The organism is Amycolatopsis speibonae (genome assembly GCF_042647925.1).
In the GTDB taxonomy this organism is placed as follows: domain Bacteria; phylum Actinomycetota; class Actinomycetes; order Mycobacteriales; family Pseudonocardiaceae; genus Amycolatopsis; species Amycolatopsis speibonae.
Map to the genome: position 1 here is coordinate 1 of NZ_JBHRWK010000102.1, position 26,605 is coordinate 26,605.

Consider the following 26,605-nt stretch of genomic DNA (forward strand, 5'->3'; position numbering starts at 1 on the left):
CACGCGTCACGCCCACAATGGAACGCTACCTCACGCCCCGTTACAATCAGCAACAACACCACCACGGCCAGACCCGCAACCCGCTAAGTAAGTGGCATTGCCCCCCCAAGGTGACCCCCGACCAGGAAGCGACGAGCGTGCCCGCGAACAACAGGGAAACCACCAAGGACAACGGCACGGTCAGCCAAGGCGTCACGAGATAGGCGAGAAAGTCCAAGAGACCGATACTGCCCACATGCCGCGAAGTCAGCAATTCCCGCAAATGCCTCGCACATTGTAAATTTCCCTGCGCCCATCGGGTGCGTTGCCGCAACAACCGGCGCAGATCGACGAGGCCCTGCTGAGTGACCCAGGCCGATTTCACATAACGCATCCGGATGCCGGCGACGTGCAGCCTCAGCCCGAGTTCGAGATCCTCGACCAGACAGTCCGACCAAGGGGCCGGATCGAAGCGGCGCAGCACACCGAGTCTGGTGAATTGGCCGTTTCCGCCCATTCCGACACTGCCCGCGAGATCGCGCAGGCTTTGCGACGCGTCGGCGACCGCACCGAACTCCAAATCCTGCAACAAAGCGAGCACACTGCGCCGATTGTGAATACGCACCCGGCATTGCACGGCACCGATGCCGCGGTCGCCGAACACGTCGGCCACCTCGCGCAGCATTCCCGGGCTGCCCCGGCCGTCCCCGTCGATGATGCCGACGATCGTCCTCGGCACGCTTCCCTCGGCTTCGCACAACCGGAGGATGTAGCGGTAGCCGGCGTTCAGCGCTTCACCCTTGCCCTTCCGGGCCTGCGGGAGATCACGGCGCAGGACATGCAGGCGCGGATCCGCCACCTCGCGGAGGACGTCCGGCGTGCCGTCGTCCGAACCGTCGTCGATGACCAGGACGCGCACCGGATTCCGTTTAGTGCCAAGCGAAAGCGCGTTGCGGACGGTGTTGCCGACCACCCGTTCCTCGTTGAGCGCGGGGATGACGATCCAGAACTCCAGCCCCTCGCCGCGCGCGGCCACGGACCGGCGCGGGCGCCCGGTGCGCCACGCGAACGCCGCGAGGAGGATGTTGTGCGCCGGCCACCACACGAGCAACAGCATCATGGTCGCGGCGAAGGCGGGATTCGTCATGAGCGGTGGTTCAGTCCTTCAAGCGAAGGTGCAGCGAACGCGCCATGAGCAGCAGAGCGATCACCCCGATCACCGCCGCGAGCACGGTGCTCACCGTCGCGCCTGCCATCGTCGCGCCGATTCCGAGCGCGGAAACCTTGACCGGGCCCACCGGCACCATCGACATGTCTTTCCTTCGGGCAGGGGGCGCCACAAACATCTACTCACAGTTTTCACACCGTGAGCGACGGGTCACCCTTGGAAGCAATATTAAGCCTTTCGGGTGAGTACCGTACCCCGTCTGTGTTAACGTTCGCGGGCGACGATCCCCCGCAAAGGTGACCATCAGTTAGTGATCCTCGCCTCACCTACCACTCTTTCGTGACTTCAACGACGAATTCACGCCGTACCTAAGCGCGAACCCGGAAGAAGGACCAGGTGCGTAACGCACAGAACGAGACCGACGTCATGCCCGAAATCTGGCTGGTCGCGGGAACCCGCCCGGAAGCCGTGAAACTGGCTCCGGTGGCCAGGGCATTGGCTTCCGAAGGCCGGATGCGGCCCGTGCTCGTCGCCACCGGACAGCATCCGGAAATGGTCGGCCAGGCCTTGGCGACCTTCGGGTTGACGGCGGATGAAAACCTGACCCTGAACCGGCGAACGGGCTCCCAACCGGAGCTCCTTTCCGGCCTTCTGACAGGTCTGGAAGAAGTGGCCGACCGGCGGCCGCCCGCCGCCGTGGTCGTCCAAGGCGACACGACGACCACTTTGGCCGGAGCGCTCACCGCTTTCTGGCGTCGCGTACCCGTCGTGCACCTCGAAGCGGGCCTTCGCTCGTTCGACCTGGGCGCGCCGTTCCCGGAGGAGTTCAACCGGAAACTCGTGACCCAGGCCGCCGCCCTCCACCTCGCCCCCACTCCCGACGCCGCCGCGAACCTGCTGGCCGAGGGAGTGCCCGGCGAGACCGTGCTCGTGGCCGGGAACACCGTCGTCGACGCGATCCTCACGGTGACGGACAAGGCCACCACGGTGCACAACCCGGAACTGGCGACACTGCTCGAAAACGCGACCCGCGGCGCGGTCAAGCTGATGCTGGTCACCCTCCACCGCCGCGAATCCTGGGGCGAGCCGATGCGGCGGGTCCTGCGCGCGGTGGCCGAACTGACGGCCGCGGATCCGGAACTGCGCGTGGTGCTTCCCGCGCATCCGAACCCGGAGGTGCGGAACCTGGTCCGCGAGGAACTGGCGGACACGCCGGGCACGCTGGTCACCGGCCCGCTGCCGTATCCCGAACTGGCGGCGACCCTGGCCGCCAGCACCCTCGTGCTCTCCGATTCCGGCGGTATCCAGGAAGAGGCGCCCACTTTCGGCGTCCCGGTCCTGGTGCTCCGTGACGTCACCGAGCGCATGGAGGCCGTGAACGCCGGCTGCGCCCTGCTCGTCGGTACGGACCGCGAAAAGATCGTGACGGCGGCGAAGCATCTGCTGAACGACCCGGCTGCGCGCACGCGGATGATGAGCAGCGGTAGTCCGTTCGGAGACGGCACCGCCGCCGAACGGACGGAGCAGGCACTCGCGTACCTGCTGGGCCTGGCCGCGGACCTGCCCGCCCCGTTCCGGCCCGCGACCGCTCCGGTCGAGGTCTGACCCGATGACGAAGGACAGGGGCACGCGGCGTTTTCGCCTGCCCGCTTGGTTCCGGCTCGCCGTCGTCGCTGTCGTCGCCGTCACCGTCGCCGCGGTCGTCCTGGTCCAGGTCACCAAGACGGATCCGGTCACGGCGTCGCCGCCCGCCACGCCGGTGTCGCTCGCCGACAGGCTTCCCGAAGCGGGCAAAGCGGGTCTACCGGGCCCCGGCGGCGATCCGAACCGGAAGACCCTCGTGCTCTACGACGACGGGCGCAAGAAGGACGGGACCGTTTCCCCGCCCGAAGAGATCAGGACGGCCGAGGCTTACGCGATGTTCACCGCGAACCTCGTTTCCCGTGGCACCGCTTGGACGATGCAGCCCGCCGCCGACTACCGGCCGCGGCAGGCGGACGGGTTCCAGGCCATCGTGTACCTCGGCTCGGTCTCCGACGCGGCATTGCCGAAGGCGTTCCTCAACGACGTCACCGCGGCTCGGATTCCCGTTGTCTGGATCGGCGCCAACATCTGGCAGTTGCGCGCCGTCCCCGGCTGGCGCGCGGAGGGTTATCGCGACGACAACCCCACCACCGTCACCTACAAGGGCACTCCCCTGCGCCGCGATCCCCGTTCGGGCACCGGGGTCGTCGCGATCGACGTCCGCGACCGGACGCAGGTACAGATCCTGGCCGAGGCGAGTGCTCCGGGCGGCACGCCGTCGCCTTGGGCAGTCCACTCAGGACAGTTGACGTACGTGGCCGAAGTTCCCTACGCGTACGCCGAAGCGCAGGACCGCTACCTCGCCGCGGCCGACATCCTGCTGGGCGTCCTGTCCCCGCAGGCGCCGAACCGGCACCGCGCGCTGATCCGGCTCGAAGACGTCGGCCCGCGGACGAAGCCGGACGAACTCCGCCAGGTCACGGACTTTCTCATCGGGCAGAAGATCCCGTTCTCCCTCGCGGTCTATCCGTACTACGCGGATCCCCAGGGCCGGGCCAACGACGGCAACCCGACCACCGCGCGCCTGGTGGACTCGCCGGACCTGGTCGCCGTGCTCAAGGACGCTGTCCAGGCGGGCGCGACGCTGGTCATGCACGGCTACAGTCACCAGAGCGACAGCGGCCCGAACCCGTACGACGGGGTGAGCGCGAGCGATTTCGAGTTCTACCAGGCCAGTGTCGACGGTGCGGGCGCCGTGCGCATGGACGGCCCGATGCACGAGGACTCGGCGCAGTGGTTCGACCAGCGCATCGCGACCGGCCTCGGGGAGTTCCGGCGGGTAGGTCTCCCGGAGCCGACGATGTTCGAGTTCCCGCACTACGGCGGTTCCGCCGTGGACTACCAGCAAACCACCGGGATCTTCCAGGCCCGCTACGACCGCGGCAGCTACTACGCGGGCTTCTGCCCCGGCGGCCGCTGCGGTTCCACGGCCACGGCGACGTCGGAACAGGTGTACGGCCAGTTCTTCCCGTACCCGGTGCGTGACGTCTACGGCGCGAACGTCGTCCCCGAGAACATCGGCAACGTGGCGCCCGTCGCGTTCAACCAGCACGCCTCGCGGACCGCCGTCGACATGCTCGCCGACGCCCAGAGCGCGCTCGTCGTCCGCGACAACGTCGCCGGGTTCTTCTACCACCCGTTCCTCGGCGAAGGCGGCCTGCGCGACCTGGTGAACTCGTTGCAGGCGCTGGGGTACCGCTTCGCCACACCGGCGGAAGTCATCGGCGACTGAGCCTAGGATCGGGCGCGGGCCGCGGCCCCCCAGTCTGGGTGAAGCAGGTGACGCTGCGCGGGATGGAAAGCCTGCGGCTCGAATTCGCCTGACGGGGCGGAAAGTCCGGTTCTCGACCTTTGACGGTTGCCGACCGGCGCCGGACTGCGCATGCTTTGCGCCAACCCGGCGTCGGTGGGGGTGCCCATGTACCAGGAACGCGAGGAGCTCAGCGCGCGGCGATCGTTGCCGGACGCGGTCAGGTCCGGACCTTTCCATCGCGCGCTTTCCGGAGCGGTGGAGCATCGCGGGCTTTCCCTGTCCCGGATCCGGGCGCATCTGGCGGCACGCGGCGTTTCCGTGGCCGAGTCGACCTTGAGCTACTGGCAGCGCGGGCTCCGCCATCCGTCGACACCACGCTCGCTCGACATCGTCCGCGCGCTCGAAGCGGTACTGGGTCTGCCTCCGGACAGTTTGGTCGTCCTGATCGGCCCGCAACGACGATCCCCCGGCGACGACCACCGGCCCTCGGTGGTGGAACTGCGGCAGAGCTGGGCCGAAACCTGCTCGCTGATGGACGAACTGAGTGACGCACCCGGTGCGGTGGGAAACGCGAAGCTCGACGTGGTGACCGTCGTCGACGTGCTGACCATGACCGGGCAAGGCCGGGCCTCGGAGATCACCTCGACCATGGTCGTGCGGGCGCGTGAGCCCGGCGCGGACGGCTTCGTGGTGACACATCAGGACGAAGACGGCACCGACATGGAGGCCACGACGGTCTTCGCCACCGACGGCTGCCGAAGAGGCAGAGTGCGCCGAAGCACCTCCTCGCCGGGAATGGTGTTCGAGCTCCTCTTCGACCGCAGCTTGGCCGAAGGCGAGACCTACACCTTCGCGTTCACCTTGCGCCTGGCCGCATCGGTCCGGGCCACCTGTTTCCACCGCACAGTGCGGGCGCGCATGTCGGCGTACCTGCTCCGGATGCGGTTCGACGCGGGCGCGATCCCGGCCCGCTGCGTCAAAACCGTGCGGGAGCGGGAAGAACTGGCTCCCGTGGTCAGCGAGCCGTTGCACCCCGGGCCGGGTGCGACGGTCAGTGCCTACTTCGAGGATCTCGGCGTCGGGATCGCGGGGATCGACCTCATCTGGGAGTGAGGCGGCGCCTCCGCCACACGGCGAACAGGACGACACCGAGCCCGGCGACGCCCGCGGCGATCAAACCGGCCACGATCGAGACGGGCAGACCGGTGTCGACGGCCGGGGGAACGGCCTGGGCGAAACCGATCCCGCCGTCGCGCTGGTAGTCCGATCCCGGCAGCTTGTCGGCGTAGCGGCCGTGTACTTGCCGCTGGTACTCGGAAACCGGCATGAGCTTCCCCACCGGCGACTGCGGCAGGCTCGCCTGCAGCAGCACCACCCCGTCGGGACGCAGTTCGTACCAGCCATTGATCTGGGGTTCGTTGAGCAGGACCGAACCGGGCCGGATCCGGCCGCTGAGGGTCTCCTCGTCGTTCCCGGAGAACACGCTCGCCGCGACCCACTTCCCGGGACCTTCCGGCATCGCCTGCAGCGTCGCCTTCTGGCCGGAATCCGCGGTGGCCGTCACGGCGACGGATCTCAGCACGCCCGCCGGCGCCCCGGCGACGCCCTTCACGAAGTCGGGATTGAGGGTGTAGACGGGGAAACCCTTCTCCCCCATCGTGATCCGTTGGGGTTCGATGTGGTCGACCTGCCGGAAGTTCGATCTCGCGAGCCCGATCGCGTCCGGCTGCCCGGCGACGCTCACGGCGGCCGCGAGATCGACGGCCGAGGGCGGGACGACCTTCTCGCCCGCCGCGGCGGGAAGCGTGGCGGGCAGCAGCGTCGCGACGGCCACCGCGAGACAAGCGGAGAACTTCCGGCAGATCGTGTTCATGACCGCGTCTCAGCCCTTCCGGATGTTGACGATGGTGTCGTTCCAGCGGAACTGGCCGTTGCTCCGGTACTGGTTGTAGTTCCAGGTCTGGTAGCGCTGGTAGGTGGGCCACGGGTCGCCGACCATGATCGACTGGTTCGCCGAGTCGTAGCCGTAGATCACCTCGGCGTGGCCACCGCCGGAGGTCCAGTAGATCCCCGTCAGGTTCAGGATCCCGGCGTCGACCTGGCTGACGACCGAGTTGAAGCCGATCGGGCCGCCCGCGTCCTGCGCGGAGAACCCGGTGCCGCGGAAGCCGCGGACGATTTCGGAGATCTGGGCCGCCTGGTTCGGGCAGTACCCGGCCGACGAACCCTTGCCCGCGGCGCAGAACTGGGCCTGGGTGGCGCTGCCGCCCTGCGCCCGCTCGATGCTCGAACCGTCCGCGGCCCAGCACCACTGGTTCTGCTGCTGCACCTGCTGGGTGTAGTTCAGCTGCTTGGAGGCGGCCGTGGTGGCGACCGTCATCGCGGTCCCGGCCACCGGCGCGATTTCCCGCACTTGAGTGTGGGTCTGGGTCTTGATCAGGCCGGTGGGGTGGTCCCCGGCGTCGCCGGACTGCGCGAGTGCGGTGGCGGGCAGCATGCTCAACGCGAAGACGGCGGCTCCGGTGGCCAGTACGGCCCTCGAAAGACTCTTCACAGATGTCTCCTTTGACACGGGGATGGGGAGATCACCGTGCGCCGCACCGGCTCCGGGGACAACGCCCTCAGCGGTCGCGAGGGAACCGCTGTGATCGTTCACAGGGCGGGGCCGGGCTCGTCGGCCAGGAAACACCGGGTTCGCGGACGGCGGACCACAACCGCCGCGCAAGATTCACGACCCGTTCACAAAGACTGTGAATCCGGCACCGGGTTCAGGTCCTCAGGGTCGCGAGTGTGGTGGGCTGACTGCGGCCTCGCAAGGTGACGTCTTCCGTCGCCTTCCAGTGTCCGGCTTCGGCTTCGGCCGCCGACTCGATCGCCGGCCACGAAGCGAGCAGCCGCGCTTCGGCGTTCTTCGCCAATTCGGTCAACCGGGCGGCTTCGTTGACCGGGTCGCCGATCACCGTGTACTCGAACCGCCGCGGGTCGCCGACGTTCCCGGCGACCACCTCACCCGTCGCCACACCGATCCCGGCCGGGCATTCCGGCACCTCCGCCGCCAGCCTGCGCGCGATCGCCCGGCCCGCGGACAGCGCGAGGGTCGCGTGGTCCTCCAGGCGCACCGGTGCGCCGAAGATCGCGAGCGCGGCGTCACCGACGAACTTGTTGACCAGCCCGTGGTTGCGGTCGACCTCGTCGACCACCACCGCGAAGAACCGGTTGAGGAGGCCGACGACCTCCTCGGGCGGACGGCTCGCGGCCAGCGCCGTCGAGCCGATCAGGTCGACGAACAGCACCGACACCGTCCGCACGGTGCCGCCGAGTTCGGCGGAGGTGCGCATCGCCTCGGTCGCGACGTCCTCGCCGACGTGCCTGCCGAACAGGTCCCGCAAACGTTCGCGTTCGGCGAGACCGACGGCCATCCCGTTGAAGCCCGCCTGCAGCAGGCCGAGTTCGGTGCCGTCGTAGACCGGGATCTCCACGGCGAAGTCGCCCGCCCGCACCCGGCCCAGCGCGTGCTGCACCGACCGGATCGGGTTCACCACGGCGCGAGCGGTGAACACCGTCACCAGCAGGCCGAAGCACAGCACCACCAGGCCCAGCACGATCACCGAGATGGCGAGTTTCGTGGTCGACACGTCGCCGCGCGCCCACGCCAGGATCCCCGTGACCACCAGCCCGGCCACCGGAACCCCGGTGCCGAGGCACCAGAACAGCAGCATCCGCAGGTTGACGCCGCCACTGAGCGGCCGTGCCGGCGAGGTGCCCGCCATGGCCAAGGCCGCGTACGGCCGCAGGATGAACTCGCCCGCGAGGTAGGCGATCGCGCAGACCACCACCGCCGCGAACGCGACGACGAGTATTTCGGTCAGGACGACCCGCGGCTGGACCAGCGCGGCCAGTACCCCGAACACTGCCGTCGCGACGCCCCAGAGCACCGCTTGGACCAGCGTCAGGCGCAACGGGACCCGCAGGCTGGCGGCGCGCTCCGCGTCGGTCGGCGTCCGGCCCTCGGCCGCCCAGCGCAGCGTCCGCAGGGCGCCGCGGGTGCCCCACAGCGCGCCCACGACGACGGCGGAGACCACGTAGACGGGAACCGCGATCGCGGTGACGCGGACGAGGTCGCCGGACATGCCGGGAGAGGGCATGAGCAGGGCCGCGAGCCCGACCACGACCAGCGCGCCGATGACGTTGGTCGCGATCAGCGTTCCGGTGAGCAGGCCCTGGACGCGGCGGCGCAACACGGCCGCGTCCTGGTCGAGCGGCCCGAGCAGCCAGGAGCCGAACGGCCCTTGCCCGCGGCCCCGAACGGAGGAGTCGTTGTCTGGTCGCACCCGTGCCCGCCGTTCCCCTGGTTTGAGTGAACGACTGTACACCGAAACCCTTCGACTCCTCGCATTTAGTCCTCTGAATGCGGGTCGTCAGCCGACGTGGATGCCCGGTCGCCGCGCCGGATCGCGTTCGCTGGTGCGGATGATCTCGCGGACCACCGGGGCGGTGTCGCCGCGCCCGAGGATCAGGTAGCGGAACAGGTGCCCGAGTGGATTGCCCTCACTCCACTCGAAATGGCACTGGGGCCGCACGCCGGTGGCATCGCGCAACGAGAGCAGGATCGCCGCGATCGCGTTCGGCGCGGCCGGGCTTTCCACGCGCAGGACACGGAAACCGTCGACCTCGACACCGCGCACCTTCAGCACGTCACTGAAGCCGGACGGGTCGATGACGTCGATTTCGAGGAACAGGACGTCGGCGGCGCCCGGCACCGGGTTCATGCCGCGCTGTTCGGCTTCCTTCGCCCGGTACTCGTCGGCATCCCCGGCCTGACGACGGTTCGCGATGATGGTCAGCGCGCCGTCGTGGGCGATCGAATCGGTGATGAACCGGCGCGCGGGCTCGTCGAACTCGATGTGCTCCACCCGCAGTTCCGTGGTGCGGGTGACCCTCGAAACCAGTGACACGACGATGATCCCGAGGATGAAGAACGCGGAAATGGTGAGGCCGTCGGGCTTCTCGATGACGTTCTCCACCAAGGCGTAGATCAGGATCAGCGTCAGCACGGCGAACGCGATCGCGGCCTTGTGCTGCCGCTTCTTCGCCGCGGAAATGGCGACGGCGACCGACGCGGACACCATCATCGCGAGGATCCCGGTGGCGTATGCCCCGGCCTGCGCGTTGACGTCGGCGTTGAAGACGATCGTCACCAGCACGCAGATCGCGGTGTAGACGAGCACCACCGGGCGCACGGCGCGGGCCCAGTCCGGCGCCATCCCGTACGCGGGCAGGTAGCGCGGCACGATGTTGATCAGGCCCGCCATCGCCGACGCCCCGGCGAACCACAGGATCAGGATGCTGCTGATGTCGTAGGCCGTGCCGACCCATTCGCCGAGCAGTTCGTGCGCGAGGTACGCCAGCGCCCGGCCGTTCGCCTCGCCGCCCGGTTTGAACTTCTCCGCCGGGATCAGGACCGTGGTGACGAAACTGGTCGCGATCAGGTACACCGACATGATCAGCGCGGCGACGGTCAGCAGTTTGCGGGTGTTGCGGATCCGGTTCGCCAGTTTCCGCTCGGCGTTCTCGCCCTTGGCCGCGACGAGCGGCATCATGCTCACACCGGTTTCGAAACCGGACAATCCGAGCACCAGCAACGGAAACGCCAAAATCGCGGGGCCGATGACGCCGCCGAACCCGCCGCCTCCGGAGGTGAGCGCGTCGGTCCAGCGGTCGAACGCGGCAGGATCGGTGAACACCTCGCCGATCCCGGCGACCACGACCACGGCGTTCAGCAGCAGGAAGATCGCGACCAGCGGGATGGCGACGCCGACGGCCTCACTGAACCCGAGCAGGAACACCCCGCCGAGGATCAGCAGCAGGACGACCGTGATCAGCACCGCGTGCCCGTGCAGGAAGGACGGCACGTGCGGATTCTCCAGCGCGTGCACCGTGGCGTCGGCCGACGACAGCGTGATCGTGATGATCCACGACGTCGCCACGAAACCGAGCAACACCAGGACGAAGATCTTGCCGCGCCAGAACGGCAGCAGGTTCTCCAGCATCGCGACCGAGCCCTGGCCGTGCGGGCTCTCCTTCGCCACCCGCCGGTACATCGGCAGCATGCCGAGCAAGGTGAGCGCGACGATCAGCAACGTCGCCAGCGGCGAAAGGGCGCCGGCGGCCAGTGCCGCGATGCCGGGAAGGTAGGACAGCGTGGAGAAGTAGTCCACGCCGGTGAGGCACATGACCTTCCACCACGACTGCGGCGTGGTGTGCTCCTCGTGACTTTCCGGGCCCACCGGCTGGACGCGGTGCTCCATCAGCCAACGGCCGACCTTGCCCGACGGCGCCGCCTGCCGGACCGGGCTGTCCACCCGATCCGGAACAACGGATTCCGGTACCTCGGCCATGCTGTTCCTCCCCCGACTTTCGTGTGCGGGGCACAGCATGCCCGACCCGTCAGGTGAGGGATCGTCCGGCGCGCCGGACGGTGCCGGAGCCGATCAACGTGGTGGCGTCGAGTTCGGTCACACCCTCGGCGCTCAAAGACTCGAGATAGCGCTCACGCACCTGCTCGACGACGCCGGGTTCGAGACCGTCGACAATTCCCCGGAAGCCGGAACCGATGACGACCAGCCACGCCACTTCGGGCGTCATGGTCAGCCGGAGTTCGTTGACCACGACGTCCACATCGGACAAATCGCGGCCGGAAAGCCACTCGGCGTAGGTGTCGGCCTGGTCGATCCGGTCGATCAGGCTGGGCTCACGTTCCGGCGGCGGCGTGGAATCGGTCACCGCGGCCATCGCGCGCCCGGCATGACGACCGGCCGTCACCATCGCCCCGCCGCGCCAGATGGTGAACACTGCCCGCCCACCGGGACGGGCACGGCTGATCAGCCGCTCGGTGCCGTCGGTCATGTCGGGAAAGAAGAAGATGCCGAGCGCGGACAGCACCGCGTCGTAACCGTCGGTGTCCCACGCCGTCGCGTCGGCTTCATACGCGCGCAACTGCGGCAAGTCCGCCGAAAGCCGGCGCAACTCGCCGATCATCGGACCGGAGAGGTCGATCGCGTCGACCACACCACCGGCCCCGACCGCCCGTGCCGCCGGGATCGCCGACGCCCCGGTGCCGCAGCAGGCGTCGAGGACACGGGATCCTTCACCGAGCCCGGCGGCCGCCACCGTGGCCGCGCCGATCGGATCCCACAGATGCCGTCCCAGCGCGGCGAAATCGGCGGCGGCGTCGAAGGCACGCTGAGTGCCCACTTTGCGAGAAGACATGCCGCGACGATATCCGTTTCGCACCCTGTGCGAAGCCACCTACGACAGACGGAGGCCGAGGGGGCACTCGTCCGGCGGGCGAATCCCGAACCATTCCGGCTCTAGCGTGGTCGTCATGAGGAAAACACTGCTCGCGCTGCTCGGCGCGGCCGCCGTCCTGGGTACGACCGCCACCCCGGTATCCGCGAGCGCGCTGGAGACCAGGGAATTCGTCGGTCACGGGTCGAGCGACTTCGGCCTCGCGCTGTTCTACGCCCGCCAAGACGCCAGGACCCAGGCGGATCGGGCCGGGTTCACCGACTGTGAGGAGTACTTCAAACTCGTCATCTCGCCGTACGAAGCGACGGTCTTCTGGCGCTGTACCCGCTGAGACCAATCCGGTCCCCGCCGGGCTCCGAAAGCCGGACATGGACCAAGGAGACCTCGCCCCGGACTTCACGCTGCCCGACGACACCGGCCAGGACCGCACACTGTCGGACTTCCTGTCCACCGGTCCGGTCGTGCTGTTCTTCTACCCGGCCGCGATGACCGGCGGGTGCACCGCCGAGAGCTGCCACTTCCGCGACCTGGCCGCGGAATTCGGCGAAGTCGGCGCCCACCGCGTCGGAATCAGCCCGGACGGCGTCACCAAACAGCGTGAATTCTCCACCCTGCACGGCTTCGACTACCCGTTGCTGTCCGATGTGGACGGTGCCGTCGCCAAGCAGTTCGGTGTCTGGCGCCGGTTCAGCCCGCTGCACGCCAAACGGCACACTTTCGTGATCGGCACCGACCGCGAGGTCCTCGCGGTGATCAAGAGTGAGCTGAAGTTCGACGTCCACGCCGACAAGGCGCTCGCGGCCCTGCGGGAACGGACACCCACGGCCTGACGTGCCACGTGAGTGGTAGGGACGCTTCTATTTGAGGGGTAAGGCAAACGTGGCGTGCCGTTGAGGTGTGCGCCGAATGTGGCATTGGGGACGCTGGGTGTCCCCAATGCCACATCGGGGGCACCTGGGGTTCGGTGACTCGACGTCATGCCCTGAAGGGCCCCTTTAAGACGTTGAACGCCTTAAAGGGGCCCTTCAGGACATTCCGCAGCGCGACTCAGGGCACCGGAGCCCTTGCGGACGTGACGCTGAAGGGGACTTTCGCCCCGACCGGCAAGACACCTTTGCCTTTCGGCCCGATAACCGTCGTTACCACTCACGAGCCCTGGACCTCCTTGGTTCCGGGTCCCAAGCCCGCTTGAGGTATGTGAAGGTCGAGTTTCTTCGGCTGAGCCGAGGGAAGGGGGCCTTCACGCGCGGCTGGTGTGACTGCTGGTGTGCGTGGGGCACATGTGGCGATCCGCAAGTCAGACACTTTTTGGCCCTATCGCGACTTACCACTCACGAGGACCAGGGAGAGCGCGGCAGTGCCCTCGAAAAGCGCTCGCGAGCGAGCCGTGATGCCGGCGTCCCGGGCGGCGAGCGCGGACGCGACGTCCTCCAGCCGCCGCGATCGCCGCAACTCAGGCATCAGCGCGCGCAGGGGCTCGACGCGGTATCCGGCCAGCCGCAACTGGTGCACGATCCGCGCGTCCCGCACCTGCGACGGCGTGTACCGCCGCGTCTCCCGCTGGTCGCGGTCGGGGACGACGAGCCGCTCCGTGTCCCAGTGCCGCAGCGTCGACGGGCGCACACCGAGCGCCGACCCGAGTTCGGAGACGCTCATCGCGTCCGAGCCGCGCACGTCTTCGATCGGTTCGCCGGAGATCACCCGGACGGCTTCCCTGGCCTCCCTGAGATCCGCGCGTTCGGCGTCGAGCCCGGCGTGGGCCGCGTCGAGGAGCGCGAGCACCTCGGGGAACGGGTCCTGGTGCAGGGCCCGGACGATCTTCTTGGCCTCGACCGGCCCCACCCCGGTGGCGAGCGCGCGGTAGGCCAGCGCGGACCGGAGGTGGATCTCCCCGTAGTTCCGGTAGCCCGACGCCGTCCGTGTCGCCGCCGGGAGCACGCCGTCGCGTTCGAGGTTGCGCACCTGCTGGACCGAGTATCCCGCCCGGCGCGCGATCTCCGCGGTTTTGAGACTTGACACCGTCACCCCCTCGAAAACGTCCTCGAACCCTCCACAAGCACTTTAATGCGACGCTTGAACACATGACCATCGACGAGATCATCGGCCACGTATCGGGCTTCGACGGAGTCCTGGCTCTCACCCCTTCGGACGGCGACGGCTGGCCAGAGCTCAGCTGGGGCGACGCCTTCTTCTACTACTCCCCCGACGGCGTCGTCCCGACGAACGTCCAGCCCTTCGCGACGGTCGTGACCAAGAACTACCCCGGCGACGAAGCCTCGCGTCTGGACCGGCCCGACACCTTCCGGGTGAACATCCACGCCGGGAAGGAGGAGTTCACCCGGCGGCTCGGCCGGACGCCTCGGGAAGTGGGCGGGACCGACGTCGATCCCGGCGTCGAGGACACCGTGATCGCCCATCCCGTGTACGGGACCGCGGGCTGGCTGGCGGTGGTGAACCCGGCTTCGAAGACCGAAACGGCCGTTCGCGAACTTCTCGACTCGGCGTACCGGCAGGCCCGCGCGCGTTACGAGCGCCGTGCGGATTCCTCACGCGATTAGAGGACCGAATGCGTTGAGTCCCTCGGCTGTATTGTCGGGTGGTGGGCCGAAACCTCCAAACCAGTGAACGGCTCAGGCCGGTCGATCTGGCGCGTGAGCACGGTCTGTCCACACAAGCCGTCCGCAACTACGAGGCGGACGGCATCCTCCCCGCCGCCGAGCGCAGCCCGTACGGCTATCGCACCTACACATCACTGCACGCGCAAGCCCTGCGCGCGTTCCTGGCGCTGGTGCCCGGACACGGCCACGCGACGGCGTCGTCGATCATGGCGGCGGTCAACCGGGGCGAGATCGAGGAGGCGCTGCGGCTCGTCGACGAGAGCCACGCGCAACTGCTCGAAGACCGCCGCACCCTCCAGGCCGTCACGGCCGCGCTCCGCGACCTCGAACCGGTGCCGCAGGAGCGGGACGAAATGTTCGTCGGGCCACTGGCCCGGAAACTCGGCGTCCGCCCCGCCACCCTGCGGAAATGGGAACACGCGGGCCTTCTGCGGCCGGAACGCGATCCGCGGACGGGTTATCGCGTCTACAACGCGGCCGACGTCCGCGACGCCAAACTGACGCATCAGCTCAGACGCGGCGGCTATCTCCTGGAGCGGATCGCGCCGCTGATCGAGCAGGTCCGTTCGGCGGGCGGTGTCGTGCCGCTCGAATCGACGCTGCGCGAGTGGCACTCCCGGCTTTCGGCGAGGGGCCGCGCCCTGCTCTCCGGCGCCGCCGCGCTGGACACCTATCTCGGCAGCGCCGCAAGCAATCACTGATACTTTTGGGACAATGACACTTCCCCGCAATTGACCGCGCAGGCAATTCACGTTCTCCGCCTACGAAAGTAGGACCGTGATCACGGAACCTACTTTCGGCGCTACGGCGCGATAGACGGGCGCTCGTAATGTGCGTCACGTCGAGATGAACCGCCCGGTCCCTGCCTTTTCCGAACATATTCCGGCGGTTCGCCATTCCCTCCTTATCGAAGGAAACGCGCATGCGAATTCGCGGACCCGTCATGCTCACCCTGCTGAGCGTCTGCGCCGGAATAGGCGCGCTCGCCGTCCCGGCGACCGCCGCTCCGGCCACCGCTTACGACCAGACGATGCTGGAGACCCTCGCGGCCCGGCTCCGGGTCAGCCCGCTCCAAGCCGCGCGGAAACTGGACCATGAAAAGACCCTGATCGCGTCGCTGGAGAGCTTCAGAACACGCGGCCTCGACACCGACGGCGCGTACTTCGACGAAGCCGGCGCTCTCGTGGTCAACGCCGCCGACGCCGGGTCCGCCCAGACGCTCCGCTCGGCCGGGCTGACGCCGCGCGTCGGCGCCCGCGGCGAGAACGCGCTGAACGCCCTGTCCGGCACGGTCGGCAGGGTGATCGGCGGCGACGTCGGCCAGGTGCAGTCCTGGGGCCCGGAACTCGCGGCCGACCAGGTCGTCGTCACCGTGCAGCCGGGTGCCGACGGCGCCCTCGTCCGGCGGCTTTCCGCGCTGCCCGGCGTGACCGTCCGGACCGGGGTCGCCAACGGCAACACCACGCAGGCCGACGTCATCCCCGGCCAGATCATGGACCTCGACCCCGGTACCAACTGCTCGCTCGGTTTCCCCGGCACCACCAGCGATGGTGACAACGTGCTGCTCACCGCCGGGCACTGCGTCGAGGGCAACCCGGACATCCTCGACCGGAACGGCGTCCACATCGGACAGGGTGTCGCCACGGAGTTCCCGTCGGTCGACATGGGCCTGATGGACATCGACGACGAGGACACCGGCCGCGGCTACGTGGACACCCGCAAGGGCACCACGGTGCGGATCACCGGCAGCTCGAAGGCGCCTGTCGGCACCACACTGTGCAAGGCGGGCAACACCACCGGCTGGACCTGCGGCAAGATCACCGCCTACAACCAGACCGTGCGCTACAGCGGGGAAAGCGTCGCCACCACGGGGCTGGCCAAGTCGACCGTCTGCACCGAAGGCGGGGACAGCGGCGGCGCCTACATCGCGGGTAACACCGCACAGGGCATGACCTCCGGCGGTCCCAGCGACGGGCACGACTGCGGCTTCAACCAGGGCTCCAACGCGACCGGCTCGTACTCCTACTACCAGCCCGTCGTGGACGCGGCGAACAACTACGGGGTCACGCTGACCCGTTCCTGACACAAGAAGCCAGGGGCTGAAAGCGCCCTTCACGGCGCACGACACGCCACCCGAGCCGCCGCTAAGCGCTCAGGATCTGCTCGCGCAGGATGTCCGCGTGGCCGCCGTGCTGGGCCAGCTCACGCAGCATGTGCAGGTAAACCCAGCGCAGCGGAAGCGGGCCGCGCCGGTTGCCGTGGACCAGATCGTCCAGCCCCAAGGTCGCCGCCGCCTCGCGTGACGCCTCGCAGGCTTCGCGGTACGCCTGCCGCACGGAGGCGATCGTGTCCGCGTCGTCGAGGACGAACGACTCGTCCGGCGTGTCGGGGATCCCGATCTCGGCACGCGAGCGGCAGGCGACGGCTTCGTCGAACCACACCTTTTCCACGAAGGTCACGTGTTTCACGAGACCGAGCAGGGTCGTCTTGGACGCGACGAGCGATCGGCGCGCCTGCTCCTCGGTCAGCCCGTCCAAACATTCCTCGAGCACACGCCGGTGCTCGTCGAGGAACACGTCGAACTGTTCGCGGAAGGGGTGGCCGAAGACGTCCATAGTGGTCACAGGGAGAGAAGACACCGGCGAAGCATCACAAAGATCTTCGCGCACGGGCAACCTACTTCAGGAACCCGACCAGCTCGGCGCTCACGAACTCCGGATTCTCCTCGGCGAGCCAGTGTCCCGCCCTCGGCACTTCGACCGCTCGGACGAGGTTGGCGACACGGGGCGCCAGCGTGGCCTTCTGCGGTTCGAGGAGTCCTGCGGCGGTCATCAGCAGGGTCGGCGTGGTGACGGGTTTCGCGCCGACGTTCGCGGCCGCGTCCTGGCCGAGCGTGCGGTACAGCTCGAAGCCGCCGTGCAGGACCTCCGGCCTGGTGTAGGTGCGGGCGTACTCGTCGATCTCGGCGTCGTCGAAGGGCGAAGGCGCCCCTGGGCCGCCGAAAGCCGTCCCCGAGTAGGCGACCTGCGGATAGAACAGCGAGAGGTACTCGCGGACGTCGTCGCCGACGACGGCTTCGGGCACCGTCTTCTGCGAATGGAAGGCGATGTGCCAGCTCAGGTTCCGATACGCCGTCGCGTCGAGCGCGGGACCCGGCAGCGGGAGATCGAGATAGGCGAGGCGGGTGAGATCGCCGGGGAACTGCGCGGCGTACTGGAAGGCCACGGCGGCACCGAGGTCGTGACCGACGATCCGCGCGTCGCGCAGGCCGAGCCGTCCGGCGACGAGGCCGTGCACGTAACGGGCGAGGGTCGCCTTGTCGAAGCCGGGCGGCGAACCGGTGCTGTCGCCGAGGCCGGGAAGATCGAGGGCGTACACCGTGAAGTGTTCGGCCAGCGCGGGCATGACCCTGTGCCAGCCGTACCAGGTCTGCGGCCAGCCGTGCAGCAGGACGAGCGGGGCGCCCTTCCCGCCGGTGACGTAGTGCATCTTCACCCCGTCGACGTCGGCGAACTCATGACGGAACTGCTGCGAGAAAGCCGTGTCGCCGCGGGTGACGTCCTCGTAGGCCGGGGCGGCCGGGGGTGAAGCGCAGGCTGTCATCAGGAAGAGGGCCGCGACGAACGCGACGGCTCGGTGGAACATGGGAATCTCCGTTTCAGCGCCCGGTGGCGCCGTCGATCAGTTCGCGCAGGATGTCGGCGTGTCCCGCGTGCCGTGCGGTCTCTTCGATCAGGTGGGTCAGCGTCCATCGCCGTGATCCCCGGTGGGGACCTCTCGCGGCGAGGTCGTCCCAGGACGCGATCTCGGCGTTCGTCTCGGCGGTGGTCTCCCGGTAGGCGGCGAGAATCGACGCCACCGTGTCTTCCGTGGCCGGCCGGAAGGTCGCCTTCCAGTCGCGGACCTCGTGGCCGAGCAGCCAGTGCCGTTCCACCTGGATCAGGTGCTTGACCAGGCCCAGCAGATTCGTGCCGGACGGCACGCCGGGGGCTCGGGCCCGGTCTTCCGGCACTCCTTCGGCCTTGGCCACGACAGCGGCGCGCAGGTAGTCGAGGAAACCGGCGAGCACGTCCTTCTCACCGATGCCTGTCGACGGCGGCCCGGCGTCGCGTTTCCGGCGCTTTCCCGAAGCGTTCATGGTCACCTCACAGGGTCTGTTCCGGACCACCTTCGCCTCGGGCACCACGAACTGGCACGAAAACTTGCCGACCTGGCAAGATCGGCGGCATGGACGAGACGGACGAAGTGCTGGACGCGGTGGGCCCCCGGCTACGCGCCCTGCGCAAACACCGCGGCCTGACTTTGGCCGAGTTGTCGACGACGACCGGGATCTCGGAAAGCACCTTGTCGCGGCTGGAAAGCGGCGGACGGCGGCCCACACTGGAACTGCTGCTGCCGCTGGCCCGCGTGCACGGCGTGCCGCTCGACGACCTCGTCGGCGCTCCCCGGACCGGCGACCCGCGGATCCACCTGCGGCCGATCCACCGCCACGGCATGACCTTCTTGCCGCTCACCCGGCGCGCCGGCGGCGTGCAGGCGTTCAAGATGCTGATCCCCGGCCGCGACGAACCGGCGGAACCCACGCCGCAGACCCACGGCGGCTACGAATGGGTGTATGTCCTCAATGGACAGTTGCGGCTGGTGGTCGGCGATCGCGACCTGGTCCTGCCGCCCGGGGAAGCGGCCGAATTCGACACCGCGCTACCGCACTGGCTCGGCTCGGCCGACGGTCACGCCGTCGAGACCCTGGTCCTTTTCGGACCGCAGGGCGAACGCGCCCACGTCCGGGCGCGCTGACTACAGCCAGTCGTGTTCGCGGGCGTACCTGGCCGCCTCGTGCCGGGTCTGGGTCTGGGTCTTCTGCATGGCGTTCGAGAGGTAGTTCCGCACCGTGCCCTGCGCGAGGTGGAGCTGGGCGGCGATCTCGGCGACGGAATAGCCCTCGCCGGTCACCCGCAGCACTTCGAGCTCCCTGTCGGTGAGCGGGCAGTCGTCGACGACGGCGAGCGCGGAGACGTCCGGGTCGATCCAGCGTTTGCCCTGGTGCAGGGCGGCGATGACGAACGTGATGTGCGACGGTTCGGCCGCCTTGCTGACGAAACCCTGGACGCCGAGCTTGAGGGCCTTGCGGAGCACACCGGGTTTCGCGTGCCGGGTGAGCATGAGGATGACCTGGTCGGGCCGGGTGTGGCGGATCCGGGCGACGGCGCCGAGGCCGTCCACACCGGGCATTTCGAGGTCGATGACGAGGACGTCGGGCTCGTGCTGCAGGGTGGCCTCGACAGCCTCTTCGCCGTTCTCCGCTTCGGCCAGGACGGTGATCTCGCCCTCCAGCGGCAGCAGCGCGGCCATCGCCTTGCGGAGCAGGGCCTCGTCGTCGGCGAGCACCACCGTGGTCATCGCTTCTCCCCTGCTTCGGAACGCCTGCCGGGGAACGACGCGGCCGTCACGAACTGTCCGTTTTCCTGTTCCACCGTCAATTCGCCGCCGTCCGCGACGACGCGTTGTTCGAGCGCGGCCAGCCCACGGAGTTCCGGCAGCGGTGCGCGCTGAGCGCCGTCGTTGACGATGTCGATGCTCCATTCCGACAGGGTGATCCGCACCCGGGTCGCCTGCGCGTGGCGCAGGATGTTGGTCGTGGTCTCGCGCAGGACCTGGCCGAGCAGCCGCCCCGCGACCGGATCGACGTCCGCCTCCCGGTTGATGCGCACGCGGATCCCCGCGGCCTCGAAAAGGTTCCTCGCGTTCTCCAGTTCGGCGGAGAGGTTGAGCTCACGCTGAGCGTAGGCGAGTTCCTTCGTCTGGGTGATCGTGTCGCTGACGAGCGCGTGGATCTCCCCCAGTTCCTGTTTGGCCCGCTCGGCGTCGATGTCCACCAGTTTCCTGGCGAGCGCGGTCTTCAGCTTCACCACGTGCAGCGTGTGGCCCTGGATGTCGTGCAGGTCGCTCGCGAACCGGACGCGTTCGCGGATCACGGCCAGTTCCGCTTCCCGTTCGCGCGATTCTTCGAGTTCGTGGACGACGTCGTAGAACCGCTTGTTGGGGAACATGAGGCCGACCACGATGGCGGTGATCGCGGCGGGGACGAAGACGAACCGGATCAGCTCGCCGGAGACGTCGTCGTGGACGACCAGCAGCCTCAGCGCGCCCACCCCCGCGATGTACGCGACGAGCGCGAACGCGGCCGCGACCCGGTGCCGGGGCAGCTGGGGGACCACGAAGGAACCCACGAGAAGGATTCCGAAGAACGCCGAACCACCGCCGACCAGCAGCACCGCGAACGGCCACACGGCCGCCGTGACGACCAAGCACCCGATCGCGACCCGCAGGACCTCGCCCGACGCCCAGCGCACGAAGGCGAGCCCGGCCGCCAGCACGCTCACGCTCAGGACGACCGCGTGCCACCAGGTCCGCGCGTCCGACGCCACCACGATCACCCCGGCGACGGCGAACAGCGGGAGGAACATGGTGAGGTTGAGCCTGCGCAGCTTTCCCCGGGCCGGCTCGGTGTCCACATCAGACATGGGACCAGTATCGGCGCTGGGCCACGGCGGGCAACAGTGACACCGCGTCATGGGTTCATCATGACGTGGCCGCACTGGCCGAGCCGCGCTCGAGCGGCTGAGATCAGGGTATGACTTCGACACCAGTGATCGACGTTGACCGGCTGAACCTGAAGTACGGCGACTTCCACGCCGTGAAGGATCTGTCCTTCCAGGTCGGACGCGGCGAATTCTACGCCCTGCTGGGCACGAACGGGGCCGGGAAGACCTCGACCTTGGAAACCCTTGAAGGGCACCGGAATCCGACGTCGGGCACGGTGCGGGTGCTGGGGAAGAGCCCGCGAGACCGCGCCGCCGTCCGGCCCAAGATGGGCATCATGTTGCAGGAGAGCGGCTTCTCACCGGATCTGACGGTGAAGGAGTCGATCCGCCTGATCGGGACGCTGACCCGGCGCACGGACCGGCTCGAACGAGTGCTCGGCGTCGTGGATCTGACCCGCAAAGCGAACACGAAGGTGTCGCAGCTCTCCGGTGGCGAGAAGCGGCGGCTCGACTTCGCGACCGCTGTGTACGGCTCGCCGGAACTGGTGTTCCTGGACGAGCCGACGACCGGTCTGGACATCCAGTCGCGGGACGCGCTGTGGGACGCGGTCGACAAGCTGCGCGAGGACGGCTCCACGATCGTGCTCACCACGCACTACCTGGAGGAAGCTCAGCAGCGGGCCGACCGCATCGGCCTGATGCACCGGGGAACCTTCCACCAGGAGGGCACGGTCTCCGAACTGACGCGGACGCTGCCCGCGGTGATCCGGTTCACCCTGCCTGCACCGGCTCCGGCGCTGCCACTGCAGGGCAGGCGTCACACCGACGGGAAGTTCGTCATCGAGACCTTCGGCCTGCAGAAGGACCTGCACACCCTGCTGCGGTGGGCGCAGGACAACGCGATCGAGCTGCAGGACCTCGAAGCGGGCCCGACCCGGCTCGACGACGTGTTCCGCGCCATCGACAACGACTAGACCACTCACTCCACAAAGGACTCCAGTCATGCTTTCGATAGCCCGCAGCGAGCTGATCCAGATCTTCCGGAACCGCTCGGTCCTGATCACCAGTTTCGTGATGCCGCTCGCGATCTGCGCCTTCTTCGTCTACCAGCACGATCTCTTCGAAAAGATCGGCAGCCTCGGTTACGTCGCGGCGATCCTGATGTTCACCGTCTGCGCGTTCGGTCTCTACGCCACCTCGGTGACCACGCTGGCCTCGCGACGGCAGAACCTGTTCCTCAAGCGGTTGCGCTCCACCGCGGCCGGCGACGCCTCCATCCTGGTCGGCCTGGTGCTGCCGGTCACCGTCATCGCGCTCGTCCAGGTGGCCGTGATCATGACCGTGCTGGGCGTGGTCGCCGGGACACCGGACAACGTCGGCCTGCTGGTACTGGCCGTACTCGCCACCGTCGCCATGATGATCGGTCTCGGCCTGGCCACCGCGGGCCTGACCAACTCCCCCGAGCACGCCCAGGTCACCACCCTGCCGGTCAGCCTCGGCGTGATCGCCGTGGCCACCTGGGTCGGCATCTCCGGCACCGACGACCTGACCCTGGTCAAGCGGCTGCTGCCCGGGGGCTCGGCCACCGAACTCGCCGTCAACGCCTGGAACGGCGGCGTCGCCATCACCGATTCGCTGCTCCTGCTCGCCCCGACGCTGGCCTGGGTCGTCGTCGCCGTCGTCCTGGCTTCCCGGCTCTTCCGCTGGGAACCGCGCCGCTGACCGTCCGAAGTGGGGGAAGCCGCGCGAGGCCTTCGGCGACCGCGCCTGCTGACCGGGGTCAGCGGCACGTCCGGTCCGCGGGGAGTTCTCCGCTCAGCAGATAGTCCCGTGCCGCCGCGTCGACGCACGCGTCGCCCTTCAAGAACACGGAGTGCCGGAACGCTCCTTCCAGCGTCACCAGGCGGGAACCGCCGAGCGCCCGGTGCATGGCGAGCTGCCCGGCGTAAGGCGTGGCGGGGTCGCCGGTCGAACCGAGGAGCAGGACCGGCGAGGTGTTGTGGATCCGGGTGGCGGGTTCGGCGGGGGTCACGGGCCAGAACACGCACGGCGTGATGTTGCGGGCCAGCGGGCCGAACAGCGGCTCGGCGGCGCGATGGTCCTGGATGTCCCGGTAGTACGCCGCCGGGTCGCGGGAGGCCGCGCGGTCCGCGCAGATGACCGGTGTCCCGGCCCGGTCGGTCGCGGGGCCGGATCCGGTCGTCAATCCGTCGAGGAGTGCGGCCAGTGCCGTCGAAGGGGTGACGCCGCGGCCGGCCGCGGCGTCGCGAAGTGTCCGTACGGTCTCGACGAACTCGGTCCGCGCGGCGGGCCGATCGTCGTAGAGGTCCGCGAAGAACAGGTACGGCACCATGTGACCGTCCACCGTGTAGTCGCCGACCTCGAACGGCCGCCGATCGGCCGACCGCGCGATGTCCCGCACGGTGGCCAGGACCTCGCCCGCGGACTCGCCCAGCCCTCGCCCCACGACGGTCTTCGCCCAGTTCCGCAAGGCGGCGTCGACCGCCGTGGCGGTCGGGCGGAGGAGACCTGGTCCGTAGACGTCGGGATCCACCGCCGAATCGAGCACGAACCGGTCGGCCCGCGAGCCGAACATCTGGAGGTACACCGCGCCGAGGTACGTCCCGTAGGACGCGCCGAGGTAGGAGATCTTCCGTTCGCCGAGCGCGGCGCGCACGACGTCCATGTCCCTGGCGGTGTTACGGGTCGAGGCGGCCCGCAGCAACTCGTGATCGTTGCCCGAGCAGCCCCGCGCCAGCTCCTTCGCGAACGCCACGCTCTCGCCGAACGTCCTGAGGTCCGGCCCGGCCGAGCGCGTGAACGTGTCGGTCTTCCAACCGCACCGAAGCGGCGAACTACGCCCGACGAACCGGGGATCCATGCCGACGAGGTCGTACCGGGCGGCGATCTCCGGCATGAGCGGCCCGGCCAGCACCAGTTCCATGGCAGGGCCGCCCGGCCCGCCCGGATTGAGCATCAGCGTGCCACGCCGTCGCGCGGGATCGGTGGCCTTCATCCGGGCCAGCGCGACGGTGATCCCGCGCCCTCGCGGACGCTGATGGTCGACAGGCACGGTGACGTCGCCACACTGGGCACCCGCCTTGTCGAGCTCCGCGCCGAGGCCGTCACCGGGACCGGTCGTGCAGCCGTGCCAGGTGATCGAAGGGACCGCGGCGGCGGGCGTCGACGGCAGCAACGCCCCGGCGGCGAGCAGCGCCACCACGATGACTGTTTTCCTTGGCAACCCGAACTCCCTGATATCAAACGAAATTCCCGATACCAGGCTAGGAGCGCTACACCCGCGAAGGCGTCCGTCCCTGGTCGGACGCGACTACCCCGCTGGGGGGCTTTTTCGGGGTTTTGCGGCGCTCCAGCACGAAGTCCGCGAGCACCAGCAGGAGCAACGAGCCGAGCCAGGCCCCGATACTCGTGGCGCTGTACTTCATGAGCACCTCACTGCCGCCGAAGGTGGTGGCGATCTGCGGCGTCAGCACGATCGTGGCGACGATGTTGATCACCCGGCTCAGCACGATCGACATCGAAAGCGCGAAACTGCGGGACATCCACCGCCGGTGATCGGCGAACCGGCGCCGGCGCGCCATCCGCAACCCGATGATCGTGACGGCGATCCACAGCACCGAGCCGACCAGGTTCGCCACCCGCACGGACGGGCCCGCGGCGGTGTGCCAGCCGATGTACAGCCCCACGAAACCGGCGGGGAGCGCTCCGGCGAAGACGTAGATCCGGCCGGTGATCCGGTGCCCGCGCCGGTACCGGGCCCGGAACGCGGGCCAGACCTGGAAGCAGGCTGTCACCATGGCGACCGTGCCGAACAGGACGTGCGCGACGAGCAACGGGTAGTAGAAGTCATTGCCCGGCGGCGGCTCGAGCCGCGATTCAGCCGGGTCGAAGGTCAGGTAGGGCGGTACGGCGAAGGCCAGGAAAGCACCCGCCACCAGCATCAACGGCACGATCCAGGGGCGCCGCCACCAACGGGGCGTGTTCGACGAGGTCATGATGATCCGTTCGGGAGACGACGACTAGAAACTATGTACACCATACACATGAACGTACGTCATACAGAGTTTTAGGATGGGCGGATGGCGACACGTGACGGCAAGGGCCCGGATCTCCAGCGCAGCCTCGCGCTGCTGTGGGCGGGGCGCACCCCTGGCAGGCGCGGGCCGCGACCGCAGCTCACCGTGGAGGGCATCGCACGGGCCGCGATCCAGGTCGCGGACACCGACGGCCTGGACGCGCTCTCCATGCAGCGGGTCGCCACCGAACTCGGCTACTCGACGATGTCGATCTACAACCACATTCCGAGCAAAGACCTGCTCCTCGAGGTCATGGCCGACGTCGCGGCCGCAAAGCCACCCGAACTCGACGACGCGGAAGACATCCGTGACGCTGTCCGGCGCTGGGCCGGCGCGCTCTGGGCAGGCTTCCGGACTCATCCCTGGCTGTTGCGCGTCCCGCTCGACCACACCCCGATCGGCCCCAACCATCTCGCCTGGCTGGACCGCCTGCTCCGCCCGCTGCTCAAGGCAGGGCTCGCCCCCGGCGAGGCGAGGGCGGCGGCCCTGCACCTGACCGCCGTCGTCCGCGGCACGGCGCAGATCAGCCTGGACATGAACAGCGCGTACAAGACCGACGGCGGTCTCCCGCACACCGAAACCGAACTGGCGCGAGCACTGACCGAACTCATCGACCCCGGCGACTACCCCGCGCTGGCCGCCGTTCACGCGGCGGAGTCGACTGTCTATTCAGGACACGAGGAGGTCGCCGACGGGGCGTTGCCCGCGGAACTCGGGTTCGGGGTGGACCGGTTCCTGGACGGCATCGACGCCTGGGTGGCGAAGCAGTCCTGAGTTCGGGCGGGTCTCGTGAGTGGCCGGTTATTGAGGGGAAGGCAAAGGTGTCCTGCTGGGTGGCGAGTCCGTGAAGGCCTCCTTCCCTACTCTCAAGGTAGTGAAGGAGGCCTTCACGGAGTTCAGGCGGCGAGGGGAGGTATGGATTCGGTACAGAGGACCTGTGACCACGGCACGTTTGGCTTGCCCCTCGATAGCCTGGCTCTTCGCCGAACAGTGCGAAGATTCCCGTCCAGCTCCGGGTGGTCTACCGCGATAGCGCAGATGACGATGCGGCCAAGGGGAGCCTTCGAGAAGACAACGAGGCCTGGCGCGCTCGGGCCGTCGATCTCGGGAAGTGGCTGGAGGTTCACCTGGGTGTGGGCATGCCGAGGGGCCCGTCGCCGGTGGTGGTGGCGGGCTCTTCGGGTTCAGCGATGGTTGCGGCGGGGTGTCTGTAGCGGGTCCAGGTATTGCGGGGGAACGAACTCGGGCCTGCCATCCGAAGCTATGTGGACTTGCCGGCCGGATTGTCCGTGGATGACCAGGTGGTGGTAGCGACAGACGAGGCAGAGATTGTTCAAGTCCGTGTCGCCGAGATGGCCCCACGGGAGAATGTGGTGCGCTTCGCAGTGCTTGGGCTTCCTGTGACAGCCCGGGAGGGAACATCCTCGGTCTCGCAGGTTCAGGGCTCGTCGTTGTCCGGGGGTGACGGTGCGGGCCGCGCGGCCGATGTCGAGCGGTTCACTCTCCGAACCGAGCACCGCGGGGATGATCTTGGCGTCGCAGGCCAGCATCCG

28 protein-coding genes are annotated in these 26,605 nt (G+C 68.6%); 12 read left to right on the forward strand and 16 right to left on the reverse strand.

The window, feature by feature from the left end; genetic code table 11:
• Nucleotides 1-46: 46 nt before the first annotated feature.
• Nucleotides 47-1,096: a glycosyltransferase family 2 protein gene (locus tag ACFOSH_RS40135; RefSeq protein WP_378246350.1), complete on the reverse strand. Its 1,050-nt coding sequence runs from the start codon at nucleotides 1,094-1,096 to the stop codon at nucleotides 47-49.
• Nucleotides 1,097-1,136: 40 nt separating this feature from the next.
• Nucleotides 1,137-1,292, reverse strand: a complete 156-nt coding sequence (locus ACFOSH_RS40140; protein ID WP_378246352.1) for a hypothetical protein — start codon at nucleotides 1,290-1,292, stop codon at nucleotides 1,137-1,139.
• Between the two features lie 251 nt (nucleotides 1,293-1,543).
• Here ACFOSH_RS40140 and wecB point away from each other — a divergent pair, with 251 nt between their 5' ends.
• The 3 genes from wecB (at nucleotide 1,544) to ACFOSH_RS40155 (ending at nucleotide 5,597) form a co-directional block, all read left to right on the forward strand.
• On the forward strand, nucleotides 1,544-2,752 hold the full coding sequence (wecB, locus tag ACFOSH_RS40145; RefSeq protein ID WP_378246354.1) for a non-hydrolyzing UDP-N-acetylglucosamine 2-epimerase: 1,209 nt from the start codon (nucleotides 1,544-1,546) through the stop codon (nucleotides 2,750-2,752).
• 4 nt (nucleotides 2,753-2,756) lie between these two features.
• The gene (locus ACFOSH_RS40150) at nucleotides 2,757-4,463 is read left to right on the forward strand and encodes a DUF2334 domain-containing protein (protein WP_378246356.1); all 1,707 of its coding nucleotides are present in this window, start codon (nucleotides 2,757-2,759) and stop codon (nucleotides 4,461-4,463) included.
• Between the two features lie 186 nt (nucleotides 4,464-4,649).
• Nucleotides 4,650-5,597 (forward strand): XRE family transcriptional regulator, encoded by a 948-nt coding sequence (locus ACFOSH_RS40155; protein ID WP_378246523.1) that lies wholly within the window; start codon nucleotides 4,650-4,652, stop codon nucleotides 5,595-5,597.
• Here the strand turns inward: ACFOSH_RS40155 and ACFOSH_RS40160 are convergent.
• From ACFOSH_RS40160 to ACFOSH_RS40180, 5 genes are all read right to left on the reverse strand, one after another.
• A complete protein-coding gene (locus ACFOSH_RS40160) occupies nucleotides 5,584-6,357 on the reverse strand; it encodes a hypothetical protein (protein ID WP_378246358.1) in 774 nt (257 codons plus the stop codon). The genes ACFOSH_RS40155 and ACFOSH_RS40160 overlap by 14 nt on opposite strands.
• Nucleotides 6,358-6,366: 9 nt before the next feature.
• The gene (locus tag ACFOSH_RS40165) at nucleotides 6,367-7,038 is read right to left on the reverse strand and encodes a papain-like cysteine protease family protein (RefSeq protein WP_378246360.1); all 672 of its coding nucleotides are present in this window, start codon (nucleotides 7,036-7,038) and stop codon (nucleotides 6,367-6,369) included.
• Nucleotides 7,039-7,252: 214 nt separating this feature from the next.
• The gene (locus ACFOSH_RS40170; protein WP_378246362.1) at nucleotides 7,253-8,815 is read right to left on the reverse strand and encodes an adenylate/guanylate cyclase domain-containing protein; all 1,563 of its coding nucleotides are present in this window, start codon (nucleotides 8,813-8,815) and stop codon (nucleotides 7,253-7,255) included.
• An 87-nt stretch (nucleotides 8,816-8,902) separates the two neighbouring features.
• The gene (locus ACFOSH_RS40175; protein ID WP_378246364.1) at nucleotides 8,903-10,882 is read right to left on the reverse strand and encodes an amino acid transporter; all 1,980 of its coding nucleotides are present in this window, start codon (nucleotides 10,880-10,882) and stop codon (nucleotides 8,903-8,905) included.
• Between the two features lie 49 nt (nucleotides 10,883-10,931).
• Nucleotides 10,932-11,753, reverse strand: a complete 822-nt coding sequence (locus ACFOSH_RS40180) for a class I SAM-dependent methyltransferase (protein ID WP_378246366.1) — start codon at nucleotides 11,751-11,753, stop codon at nucleotides 10,932-10,934.
• Between the two features lie 115 nt (nucleotides 11,754-11,868).
• Here ACFOSH_RS40180 and ACFOSH_RS40185 point away from each other — a divergent pair, with 115 nt between their 5' ends.
• Nucleotides 11,869-12,123: a hypothetical protein gene (locus ACFOSH_RS40185; protein WP_378246367.1), complete on the forward strand. Its 255-nt coding sequence runs from the start codon at nucleotides 11,869-11,871 to the stop codon at nucleotides 12,121-12,123.
• Between the two features lie 37 nt (nucleotides 12,124-12,160).
• Complete coding sequence (locus ACFOSH_RS40190; protein WP_378246368.1) at nucleotides 12,161-12,622, forward strand: peroxiredoxin; 462 nt, start codon at nucleotides 12,161-12,163, stop codon at nucleotides 12,620-12,622.
• Between the two features lie 484 nt (nucleotides 12,623-13,106).
• Here ACFOSH_RS40190 and ACFOSH_RS40195 read toward each other — a convergent pair whose 3' ends face one another.
• Nucleotides 13,107-13,811: a MerR family transcriptional regulator gene (locus tag ACFOSH_RS40195; protein ID WP_378246369.1), complete on the reverse strand. Its 705-nt coding sequence runs from the start codon at nucleotides 13,809-13,811 to the stop codon at nucleotides 13,107-13,109.
• Nucleotides 13,812-13,873: 62 nt separating this feature from the next.
• Between ACFOSH_RS40195 and ACFOSH_RS40200 the strand changes: the two genes are divergently transcribed.
• The 3 genes from ACFOSH_RS40200 (at nucleotide 13,874) to ACFOSH_RS40210 (ending at nucleotide 16,493) form a co-directional block, all read left to right on the forward strand.
• Nucleotides 13,874-14,350 (forward strand): DUF6194 family protein, encoded by a 477-nt coding sequence (locus ACFOSH_RS40200; protein WP_378246370.1) that lies wholly within the window; start codon nucleotides 13,874-13,876, stop codon nucleotides 14,348-14,350.
• Between the two features lie 41 nt (nucleotides 14,351-14,391).
• Nucleotides 14,392-15,111 (forward strand): TioE family transcriptional regulator, encoded by a 720-nt coding sequence (locus tag ACFOSH_RS40205; protein WP_378246371.1) that lies wholly within the window; start codon nucleotides 14,392-14,394, stop codon nucleotides 15,109-15,111.
• 221 nt (nucleotides 15,112-15,332) lie between these two features.
• A complete protein-coding gene (locus ACFOSH_RS40210; RefSeq protein WP_378246372.1) occupies nucleotides 15,333-16,493 on the forward strand; it encodes a S1 family peptidase in 1,161 nt (386 codons plus the stop codon).
• A gap of 61 nt (nucleotides 16,494-16,554) precedes the next feature.
• Here the strand turns inward: ACFOSH_RS40210 and ACFOSH_RS40215 are convergent, their stop codons facing one another.
• The 3 genes from ACFOSH_RS40215 to ACFOSH_RS40225 form a co-directional block, all read right to left on the reverse strand.
• Nucleotides 16,555-17,025 carry a DinB family protein gene (locus ACFOSH_RS40215; protein WP_378246525.1) on the reverse strand — a complete coding sequence of 157 codons (471 nt, stop codon included), beginning with the start codon at nucleotides 17,023-17,025 and terminating at the stop codon, nucleotides 16,555-16,557.
• A 61-nt stretch (nucleotides 17,026-17,086) separates the two neighbouring features.
• Nucleotides 17,087-18,055, reverse strand: a complete 969-nt coding sequence (locus ACFOSH_RS40220; protein WP_378246373.1) for an alpha/beta fold hydrolase — start codon at nucleotides 18,053-18,055, stop codon at nucleotides 17,087-17,089.
• A gap of 13 nt (nucleotides 18,056-18,068) precedes the next feature.
• Nucleotides 18,069-18,548 carry a DinB family protein gene (locus tag ACFOSH_RS40225; RefSeq protein WP_378246374.1) on the reverse strand — a complete coding sequence of 160 codons (480 nt, stop codon included), beginning with the start codon at nucleotides 18,546-18,548 and terminating at the stop codon, nucleotides 18,069-18,071.
• Between the two features lie 89 nt (nucleotides 18,549-18,637).
• On the opposite strand from ACFOSH_RS40225, the gene ACFOSH_RS40230 reads away from it, so the two are divergent.
• Nucleotides 18,638-19,207, forward strand: coding sequence for a helix-turn-helix domain-containing protein (locus ACFOSH_RS40230; protein WP_378246376.1), 570 nt, complete (start codon nucleotides 18,638-18,640; stop codon nucleotides 19,205-19,207).
• Here ACFOSH_RS40230 and ACFOSH_RS40235 read toward each other — a convergent pair whose 3' ends face one another.
• Both ACFOSH_RS40235 and ACFOSH_RS40240 read right to left on the reverse strand, forming a co-directional pair.
• Nucleotides 19,208-19,810 carry a response regulator transcription factor gene (locus tag ACFOSH_RS40235; protein ID WP_378246378.1) on the reverse strand — a complete coding sequence of 201 codons (603 nt, stop codon included), beginning with the start codon at nucleotides 19,808-19,810 and terminating at the stop codon, nucleotides 19,208-19,210.
• On the reverse strand, nucleotides 19,807-20,925 hold the full coding sequence (locus tag ACFOSH_RS40240) for a sensor histidine kinase (RefSeq protein ID WP_378246527.1): 1,119 nt from the start codon (nucleotides 20,923-20,925) through the stop codon (nucleotides 19,807-19,809). The genes ACFOSH_RS40235 and ACFOSH_RS40240 overlap by 4 nt, the downstream gene beginning before the upstream one ends.
• A gap of 119 nt (nucleotides 20,926-21,044) precedes the next feature.
• Between ACFOSH_RS40240 and ACFOSH_RS40245 the strand changes: the two genes are divergently transcribed.
• Nucleotides 21,045-21,929: an ABC transporter ATP-binding protein gene (locus ACFOSH_RS40245; RefSeq protein ID WP_378246380.1), complete on the forward strand. Its 885-nt coding sequence runs from the start codon at nucleotides 21,045-21,047 to the stop codon at nucleotides 21,927-21,929.
• Nucleotides 21,930-21,957: 28 nt separating this feature from the next.
• Entirely contained in the window at nucleotides 21,958-22,677 is a 720-nt protein-coding gene (locus ACFOSH_RS40250; protein WP_378246382.1) for an ABC transporter permease, read from the forward strand.
• 58 nt (nucleotides 22,678-22,735) lie between these two features.
• Here the strand turns inward: ACFOSH_RS40250 and ACFOSH_RS40255 are convergent, their stop codons facing one another.
• Both ACFOSH_RS40255 and ACFOSH_RS40260 read right to left on the reverse strand, forming a co-directional pair.
• Nucleotides 22,736-24,199, reverse strand: a complete 1,464-nt coding sequence (locus ACFOSH_RS40255; RefSeq protein ID WP_378246384.1) for an alpha/beta fold hydrolase — start codon at nucleotides 24,197-24,199, stop codon at nucleotides 22,736-22,738.
• A 49-nt stretch (nucleotides 24,200-24,248) separates the two neighbouring features.
• Nucleotides 24,249-24,971 carry a DUF2306 domain-containing protein gene (locus ACFOSH_RS40260; protein WP_378246386.1) on the reverse strand — a complete coding sequence of 241 codons (723 nt, stop codon included), beginning with the start codon at nucleotides 24,969-24,971 and terminating at the stop codon, nucleotides 24,249-24,251.
• Between the two features lie 84 nt (nucleotides 24,972-25,055).
• On the opposite strand from ACFOSH_RS40260, the gene ACFOSH_RS40265 reads away from it, so the two are divergent.
• Entirely contained in the window at nucleotides 25,056-25,826 is a 771-nt protein-coding gene (locus tag ACFOSH_RS40265) for a TetR/AcrR family transcriptional regulator (RefSeq protein ID WP_378246388.1), read from the forward strand.
• Nucleotides 25,827-26,236: 410 nt separating this feature from the next.
• On the opposite strand, the gene ACFOSH_RS45175 is transcribed toward ACFOSH_RS40265, so the two are convergent.
• Nucleotides 26,237-26,605: HNH endonuclease signature motif containing protein (locus ACFOSH_RS45175; protein WP_449224211.1), on the reverse strand; the 369-nt coding region annotated here is incomplete at its 5' end.

Coding starts and splice junctions, on each gene's coding strand:
- ACFOSH_RS40220 (WP_378246373.1), bottom strand. CDS start 18,055: ATGTTCCACCGAGCCGTCGCGTTCGTCGCGGCCCTCTTCCTGATGACA.
- ACFOSH_RS40175 (WP_378246364.1), bottom strand. CDS start 10,882: ATGGCCGAGGTACCGGAATCCGTTGTTCCGGATCGGGTGGACAGCCCG.
- ACFOSH_RS40210 (WP_378246372.1), top strand. CDS start 15,333: ATGCGAATTCGCGGACCCGTCATGCTCACCCTGCTGAGCGTCTGCGCC.
- ACFOSH_RS40135 (WP_378246350.1), bottom strand. CDS start 1,096: ATGCTGTTGCTCGTGTGGTGGCCGGCGCACAACATCCTCCTCGCGGCG.
- ACFOSH_RS40225 (WP_378246374.1), bottom strand. CDS start 18,548: ATGAACGCTTCGGGAAAGCGCCGGAAACGCGACGCCGGGCCGCCGTCG.
- ACFOSH_RS40140 (WP_378246352.1), bottom strand. CDS start 1,292: ATGTCGATGGTGCCGGTGGGCCCGGTCAAGGTTTCCGCGCTCGGAATC.
- ACFOSH_RS40190 (WP_378246368.1), top strand. CDS start 12,161: ATGGACCAAGGAGACCTCGCCCCGGACTTCACGCTGCCCGACGACACC.
- ACFOSH_RS40230 (WP_378246376.1), top strand. CDS start 18,638: ATGGACGAGACGGACGAAGTGCTGGACGCGGTGGGCCCCCGGCTACGC.
- ACFOSH_RS40150 (WP_378246356.1), top strand. CDS start 2,757: ATGACGAAGGACAGGGGCACGCGGCGTTTTCGCCTGCCCGCTTGGTTC.
- ACFOSH_RS40250 (WP_378246382.1), top strand. CDS start 21,958: ATGCTTTCGATAGCCCGCAGCGAGCTGATCCAGATCTTCCGGAACCGC.
- ACFOSH_RS40235 (WP_378246378.1), bottom strand. CDS start 19,810: ATGACCACGGTGGTGCTCGCCGACGACGAGGCCCTGCTCCGCAAGGCG.
- ACFOSH_RS40155 (WP_378246523.1), top strand. CDS start 4,650: ATGTACCAGGAACGCGAGGAGCTCAGCGCGCGGCGATCGTTGCCGGAC.
- ACFOSH_RS40265 (WP_378246388.1), top strand. CDS start 25,056: ATGGCGACACGTGACGGCAAGGGCCCGGATCTCCAGCGCAGCCTCGCG.
- ACFOSH_RS40200 (WP_378246370.1), top strand. CDS start 13,874: ATGACCATCGACGAGATCATCGGCCACGTATCGGGCTTCGACGGAGTC.
- ACFOSH_RS40215 (WP_378246525.1), bottom strand. CDS start 17,025: ATGGACGTCTTCGGCCACCCCTTCCGCGAACAGTTCGACGTGTTCCTC.
- ACFOSH_RS40180 (WP_378246366.1), bottom strand. CDS start 11,753: ATGTCTTCTCGCAAAGTGGGCACTCAGCGTGCCTTCGACGCCGCCGCC.
- ACFOSH_RS40245 (WP_378246380.1), top strand. CDS start 21,045: ATGACTTCGACACCAGTGATCGACGTTGACCGGCTGAACCTGAAGTAC.
- ACFOSH_RS40185 (WP_378246367.1), top strand. CDS start 11,869: ATGAGGAAAACACTGCTCGCGCTGCTCGGCGCGGCCGCCGTCCTGGGT.
- ACFOSH_RS40160 (WP_378246358.1), bottom strand. CDS start 6,357: ATGAACACGATCTGCCGGAAGTTCTCCGCTTGTCTCGCGGTGGCCGTC.
- ACFOSH_RS40260 (WP_378246386.1), bottom strand. CDS start 24,971: ATGACCTCGTCGAACACGCCCCGTTGGTGGCGGCGCCCCTGGATCGTG.